Source organism: Isoptericola sp. NPDC060257 (assembly GCF_042726645.1).
In the GTDB taxonomy this organism is placed as follows: Bacteria; Actinomycetota; Actinomycetes; order Actinomycetales; family Cellulomonadaceae; genus Isoptericola; species Isoptericola nanjingensis.
In genome coordinates this window covers 41,373-47,863 of record NZ_JBHXAW010000002.1, presented here as the reverse complement: position 1 = coordinate 47,863, position 6,491 = coordinate 41,373, and the positions used below count along the sequence as shown (strand labels likewise).

6 protein-coding genes are annotated in these 6,491 nt (G+C 75.3%); 4 read left to right on the top strand and 2 right to left on the bottom strand.

Annotated elements, in window-relative coordinates:
* Nucleotides 1-54: 54 nt before the first annotated feature.
* Nucleotides 55-1,071 carry a DMT family transporter gene (locus ACFWEK_RS00470; protein ID WP_430552713.1) on the bottom strand — a complete coding sequence of 339 codons (1,017 nt, stop codon included), beginning with the start codon at nucleotides 1,069-1,071 and terminating at the stop codon, nucleotides 55-57.
* 51 nt (nucleotides 1,072-1,122) lie between these two features.
* On the opposite strand from ACFWEK_RS00470, the gene ACFWEK_RS00465 reads away from it, so the two are divergent.
* Entirely contained in the window at nucleotides 1,123-2,334 is a 1,212-nt protein-coding gene (locus ACFWEK_RS00465; RefSeq protein ID WP_430552712.1) for a YibE/F family protein, read from the top strand.
* Here ACFWEK_RS00465 and ACFWEK_RS00460 read toward each other — a convergent pair.
* Nucleotides 2,327-3,217, bottom strand: a complete 891-nt coding sequence (locus ACFWEK_RS00460) for a hydrolase (protein ID WP_430544584.1) — start codon at nucleotides 3,215-3,217, stop codon at nucleotides 2,327-2,329. The two genes, ACFWEK_RS00465 and ACFWEK_RS00460, sit on opposite strands and share 8 nt — an antisense overlap.
* Before the next feature lie 72 nt (nucleotides 3,218-3,289).
* Here ACFWEK_RS00460 and ACFWEK_RS00455 point away from each other — a divergent pair, with 72 nt between their 5' ends.
* The 3 genes from ACFWEK_RS00455 (at nucleotide 3,290) to ACFWEK_RS00445 (ending at nucleotide 6,446) form a co-directional block, all read left to right on the top strand.
* Nucleotides 3,290-4,681 carry a sensor histidine kinase gene (locus tag ACFWEK_RS00455; RefSeq protein WP_430544583.1) on the top strand — a complete coding sequence of 464 codons (1,392 nt, stop codon included), beginning with the start codon at nucleotides 3,290-3,292 and terminating at the stop codon, nucleotides 4,679-4,681.
* A gap of 68 nt (nucleotides 4,682-4,749) precedes the next feature.
* On the top strand, nucleotides 4,750-5,358 hold the full coding sequence (locus ACFWEK_RS00450) for a response regulator (protein WP_430552714.1): 609 nt from the start codon (nucleotides 4,750-4,752) through the stop codon (nucleotides 5,356-5,358).
* A gap of 101 nt (nucleotides 5,359-5,459) precedes the next feature.
* Entirely contained in the window at nucleotides 5,460-6,446 is a 987-nt protein-coding gene (locus ACFWEK_RS00445; RefSeq protein ID WP_430544582.1) for a hypothetical protein, read from the top strand.
* Nucleotides 6,447-6,491 lie beyond the last annotated feature (45 nt).

Below are 6,491 nucleotides of genomic sequence, written 5' to 3'. Positions count from 1 at the left end.
CGCCTCGACCGCCCGGTCGGGGCGGCGTCGTCGTGCCCGGGAGCGACCGGGAGGTCAGCGGCGGCGGCGCAGCGCGCCCTCGAGGAGGGGGACGGCGACGGCGACGAGGGTGAGCGCCGCGCCGACGTAGGTCGCGACGCCCGGCGGGGCGACGGCGGGGGAGACGACGTCGAGGACGAGCGCACCGACCACCTGGCCCGCGATCATCCCCAGCCCGAGCAGCAGCACGCCGATGCGCTGCACCACGGCCGCCTGCAGGGCGATGAAGACGATGCCGAGCAGGCCGCCGGAGTAGAGCAGCAGGTCGGCGGGAAGCCGGGTGGGCAGCGAGCCGGTGGGGGCGCCGTCGACGACGAGGGACACCCCGAACACCACGAGCAGCGCCGCCGTCCCGACGAGGAAGCTCACGAACGTGGCGGCCAGCACCCCGCCGTCGCGGCCGCCGCCGTCTGCAGGGCCCACCGTCGCGCGCACGCGGCCGTTCAGCGCCTGCTGGAACGACTGCAGCACGCCCGCCACGAGGGGGAACAGCGCCAGCCCGAGGGCGGCGGTCGCCGCGCCCGCGCCGGAGACCACGACGACGGCGACGACCGTGAGCACGGGGCCGAGGGCCCGGCCCACGGTCACCAGGCGCACGCCGCCCGGCGCGAGCCCGAGCCGGTCGATGACGAGGGAGCTCACCGACTGCCCGGCCACCAGCGCGATGGTGAACACGGCCACGCCGAGCGCGTCGACCGTCAGCCCCTGCGACATCACGTAGAACGCGCCGCCGAGGCCGCCCAGGCACTCCCACCAGCGCAGGCCGCCCGAGGAGCCGCCACGGCGCAGGCCGGCGGCGACCTGGCCGAGCGCCGACCGCCCGGCGCGGGAGAACGGGAGCGCGAGGGTGAGGAGCACCAGGCCCGAGCCGAACGACAGGGCGGCCGTGCCGAACGCCGTGCCCGTCTCGGTGGCGAGGGTGCCGTTCACGCGGCTCTGCAAGGCGGCGGCGAACCCCGCGACGATCGCGAGCGCCACCCCGACCGCCCGCCCGGTCCCGGGGCCTGCGGCGGGATCGGGCGTCTGGTTCACCCCGGGAGTGTACGTCCGGGAAACCGGCGGGCCCCGTGTGAGGATCCGCGCATGACGCCCGCCCCGGTCCACGGCCGTGCCGACGGTCACGCCCACTCCCACGGCGGTCCGGTCGCGCCGGCGCCCACCCGCACGCGGCTCGTCATCGCCTGTCTCGTGCTGCCCGCGATCGTCGCGACGGCGCTCGGGATGTGGATGCTCTGGCCGAAGGCGGGCGAGGTGCCCGACCGCATCCCCGTGGTCGTGGACGGGAGCTCCTTCGTCGAGGTGACGGTGGCCGGGCCCCCGGGCGAGGACGCGTCGGGCGAGGTGACCCTGCCGATCGAGCTGCCCGACGGCGGCGCGTCACGCATGCAGGTCGACCCGCGGTTCGACTTCGAGACCGGCGACGGCCTGGTGGCGCTGCACATCGGCGACCTCCAGGGGGAGATCGCCGCCCCCTACGTCTTCATGGAGCACCAGCGGGAGCTCCCCCTGGCGCTCCTCGCCGGGGCGTACGTGCTCGTCGTCCTCCTCGTGGCCCGGTGGCGGGGCCTCGCCGCGATCGCCGGGCTCGGCGTCGCGTTCGCGGTCTTCCTCGGGTTCACGTTCCCCGCCCTGCTCGCAGGCAAGGACGCGATGGCGGTCGCGCTGGTGACGTCGTCGGCGGTGATGCTCGTCGTGCTCTACCTGGCGCACGGGCTGACGACGCGGACGTCGGTGGCGCTGCTGGGCACGCTGGCCGGCCTGGCCCTCACGGCCGCGGTCGGCACGTGGGCCACGTCCGCCTCGAAGATCACGGGCGCGACGTCGGAGACCGCGCAGATGCTGCCGTCGATGGCGGCCGGGGTGGACCTGCAGGGCATCGCCCTGTGCGGGCTCGTGCTGGCGGGCATGGGCGTGCTGAACGACGTCACGATCACGCAGGCGTCGGCCGTCTGGGAGCTGCGCGCGCTGGCGCCGCTGGCCTCGCGCCGCGCCCTGTTCGCGCGGGCGATGCGGATCGGTCGTGACCACATCGCGTCGACGGTGTACACGATCGCCTTCGCCTACGTGGGCGCCGCGCTGCCCCTGCTGCTCACGGTGTGGCTGCTGGACCAGTCGCCCGTGACCGCGCTCACCTCGGGCGAGATCGCGGAGGAGATCGTCCGCACGTTGGTCGGGTCGATCGGCCTCGTGCTCGCCATCCCGATCACGACGGCGATCGCGGCGGTCGTCGTGCCAGGACCGTCGGACGCCGTCCCGGCCCTGCCCCGGCGCGAGCCCGCCGAGGCCGTCACGTGAGGTGGTCGAAGTCGCCGCGCACCCAGGCCGCGTGGCGCTCGGCGGAGCGCAGCACGACGTCGCGCGCGTCGGCCGGGATGACGCCGTCGAAGTTGTTGTAGAGGCGGTCGAACGGGCGACGGGCGACGTGCTCGGCGACGCGCGTCACGACCGCCCCGGACAGCGGGATGCGGTTCGGGTAGCTGCGCATGAAGCTCGCCGTGCGGTCCGGGTTCGCGAAGATCGTGTCGCCCGACAGCAGCACGCCGCGGCCGTCGGCGCCGGCCTCCCAGTGCACCACGGCGGAGCCGGGGAAATGCCCGCCGGGCTGGCTGAGCCACACACCGGGAAGGATCTCCCGCTCGCCCGCGGGGCCGGGGGCCCAGGTCTCGATCACCGGATCGGGGCGTGCGACCCAGCCGGCATCGGCCTCGCTGACCAGGACCGGGACGTCGCGTCCCGTGACGGCGGACAGCCGCCGTGACCACTCGACCTGCACCCCGAACATGTGCGGGTGGCTCGCGGCGACCGCGACGACGCCGCCCTCGCCGGCCAGGCCCGCCACGGCGTCCACCGCCGCGTCGTCGACGAAGCCCAGCGGGTCCCACAGCAGCGCACCGGCCGACGTCAGCACCAGCTTCGACTGCTGCCCGATACCGACCCCCGGCGCGACCTCGAGGGCGACGAGCCCCGGTTCGAGCTCGCGCACCGATATCGCGCAGCCCTCCGCGGCCAGCTCCTCGAGGGTGGTCCACGCCTGTCCCGACACCGGCACCCACTGCCGCTCGTCCGCGCAGATCGCGCACGTGTCGGGGCGCTCGGCGTGCTCGACCGCGCAGGTGCGGCACACGGAGACGGTGAGGGCTGCGGGGGGCGTCGTGTCGATCCCGGTGATGGTGGTCACGCCGACCATCCTGCCCCGATCTCCGCCTCGTGGGGGAGGCGGGACCCCGGGCGGTCTTCCTACGCTGGCCGGATGCCGCAGCGACCTGCCGGGTGGACCGCCCGCCTCTCCGACTGGTGGGGGATCGACTCCGGGTGGGAGCGCGTGCCCGCCGACCCCGCCCGCGCCTACCGCAACGACCTGTGGCTCGGGGCCGCGTTCGTCGTCGTCTCCCTGGTGGGCGCGGAGCTCGCCCGCAGCATCGGGTACTTCGAGGACGAGACGGCCCCGACCTGGCTGCTCTACCTGCTGTCGGCCGTGGGCGCCGCGCCCCTCATGTGGCGGCGCCGGTTCCCGCTGGTCGTGCTCTCCGTGGTGTACCTGCACTTCCTCGTGGTGGGCCTGACCGTCCCGATGGTGACGATCCTCGTGCCGCTGCAGGTCGTCTACTTCGTCGCGCTGTTCAGCGCGGTGGCGTGGGCGCGCGACCGGCAGGCGATGGTGCTCGTCGTGGGCGCCGCGCTGCTGGCGATGTTCGGGTGGCTGGCCTGGCAGTTCGCCGTCGGGGCGGGCATCGACGGCATCGTCGAGTCGATGGGGCTGGCCGACGAGCGGCCCGGCCTGGTCGACCCCGGGGTCGCCTTCACCGCGTACAACCTGCTCATCAACGTCGCCTACTTCTACGGGGCGGTCGTGGCCGGCCAGCTCATGTGGCACGGCGCCCGCCGCCGCGAGCAGCTGGAGGCGCAGGCCGCGACGATCGAGCGCCAGACGGCGGAGCTCCAGCGGCAGGCCGTCGTCACCGAGCGGCTGCGCATCGCCCGCGAGCTGCACGACGTCGTCGCGCACCACGTGTCCGTGATCGGCATCCAGGCCGCCGCCGCCCGTCGGATGCTCGCGGGCGACCCGGCCGCCGCGGCCGAGCCGCTGGCCACGATCGAGGGCGAGTCGCGCGAGGCCGTGGCGCAGATGCGCGGGCTGCTCGGCACGCTGCGGGGGGTCGAGGACGGCGACCCGGGCGGGACCGGGGCGGTCGGCGGGCGCGCGCCGGAGCCCGGGCTGGCCGACGTCCCGGCCCTCGCGGACGACGCCGGGCTCGACGTCGACGTGCGGGTGGTGGCCGAGCCGGGCGCCGTCGACGCCGTGCCCGCGCCGGTCGGCCTCAGCCTGTACCGCACCGCGCAGGAGGCGCTGAGCAACGTGCGCAAGCACTCCACGGCCCGGTCCGCACGCGTCGTCGTGCGCGTGGACCGCCGCCCGGCACGGCGTGACGACCCGTCCGCCGACCGGTTCCCGCACGGCTTCGCCGAGGTGGAGGTGCTCGACGACGGCCGCCCGCGCCCCGGCTCCACGGGCACCGGCCTCGGGCTGGTGGGCGTGCGCGAGCGCGTCGCGACGCACGGCGGCGTCGCCGACGTCGGGCCGCGTGCCACCGGCGGCTACCGTGTGCGGGTGCGCCTGCCCCTGCCCGAGGACCGCCCGTGACCAGCGCCGACGCTCCCGTGCGGGTGCTTCTTGTCGACGACCAGAGGCTGGTGCGCTCCGGCTTCGCGATGATCCTGTCCGTCGAGCCCGACGTCGAGGTCGTGGGCGAGGCCGCCGACGGCGCGCAGGCGGTGGAGCAGGTGCGGGCGCTGCGCCCCGACGTCGTGCTCATGGACGTGCAGATGCCGGTGATGGACGGCATCGAGGCCACCCGGCGCATCGCCGCCGACGACCTCGCCAAGGTGCTGGTGCTCACCACCTTCGACGACGACGCCTACGTGGACGACGCCCTGCGCGCCGGCGCGTCCGGCTTCCTGCTGAAGAACTCCGACGCCGACCGGCTCGTCGACGCCGTCCGCACCGTCGCCGCCGGGCACGCGCTGCTCGCGCCGGAGGTCACCCGTCGGGTCATCGAGCGCATGGTCTCCGGGGAGCGGCCGGTGGCCGCGCCGTCCGGCGCCGACCCGGCGTCGTCGGACCCCCGGCTGGACCAGCTCACGCCGCGGGAGCGGGAGGTGCTGGTGCTCGTCGGCCAGGGGCTGTCGAACGCCGAGATCGCGGGCGAGCTGTTCCTCGGCGAGGCCACCGTCAAGACCCACGTCTCCAACGTGCTGGCCAAGCTCCACCTGCGCGACCGCGTCCAGGCCGTCGTCCTCTACCACCGCACCCTGACGTAGTACCTGGTGACGGCTCCCGGCGCGGAACCGTCACCAGGTACTACCTCGAGGGCTGTGGACAACGCCGGCTGTCCGCGGTCCCGCTCAGCTTGGCTGCTGCCATGCCTCGTCGGATCGACGTCCCCTCGCCGCTCGCCCGTCTCGCCGCCCACCAGGAAGGCCTGGCTTCCGTCGCCCAGTGCCGCGAGCACGGGCTGACGGGCCATCAGGTCGCCGCGCTCGTCCGGCAGGGACGATGGCGGCGCGCCATGCTCGGTGTCCTCGACACCGGCATCCCCTCGGCGCGGGACGACGACCCGTACGACCGACGTCGGCGCCGGGGCGCGATCGTCGGCCCGCTCGCGTTCCCCGGCTCGGTCGCGACCGGCCTCGCCTCGCTCGTGCTGCAGGGTGCACAGGGCGCGCCGCGGCGGGTGCCGCCGGAGGTGACCTTCCCCGACGGCACGCCTCGCCGGAGCAGCAAGCCCGTCCGGATCCGGCGGGAGCAGCTCCGCCGGTGGGTGGTCGTCGACGGCATCCCCTGCGTCCAGGCAGACCTGGCCCTGGCCCAGGCGGTCCCGGAGCTCGAACGCCGCGACGCCGTCGCACTCATGGACTCGGTGCGGTATCGACGCCTCGTCACGGAGGCCGAGTTCCGACACGCCCGCGAGGCCGCCCGTGGTCGTCGTGGCGCCGCGCGCTCGAGAGCGTGGTGGGACGAGTCGGACGGGCGGGCGGAGTCGCCGATCGAGACCCGGGCGCGGCTTGCCTGCACGGACGCGGGCTTCCCGCCCGATGCGCTCCAGCTCGAGATCCACGATGAGCGCGGCCGGTTCCTCGCCCGCGCGGACCTGGCCTGGTTCCTGCCCGCCGGAGGGGTCGTGCCCGTGGAGCTCGACGGGCGGGAGGAGCACTCCACCCCCGAGGCCGTGTTCCGCGACCGGACTCGGCAGAACGCCCTGGTCGCCCGCGGGGCCAGGATGCTGCGGTACACGGGACGGGATGTCATCGGGGGAGCTGTCGTCGCCGATGTCGGCCGCCTGCTCGATCGGGTGGGCTGGGCGCCGCGCCCCTGGCCTGCCGACACCCCGTTGGTGCTGTCGGCGTAGTACCTGGTGACGGTTCCCGGGGCTGAACCGTCACCAGGTACTACG

Excerpts from the sequence above, each read along its gene's own strand:
- ACFWEK_RS00465 (WP_430552712.1), top strand. The coding sequence starts at position 1,123 with ATGACGCCCGCCCCGGTCCACGGCCGTGCCGACGGTCACGCCCACTCC.
- ACFWEK_RS00455 (WP_430544583.1), top strand. The coding sequence starts at position 3,290 with ATGCCGCAGCGACCTGCCGGGTGGACCGCCCGCCTCTCCGACTGGTGG.
- ACFWEK_RS00445 (WP_430544582.1), top strand. The coding sequence starts at position 5,460 with ATGCCTCGTCGGATCGACGTCCCCTCGCCGCTCGCCCGTCTCGCCGCC.
- ACFWEK_RS00450 (WP_430552714.1), top strand. The coding sequence starts at position 4,750 with ATGATCCTGTCCGTCGAGCCCGACGTCGAGGTCGTGGGCGAGGCCGCC.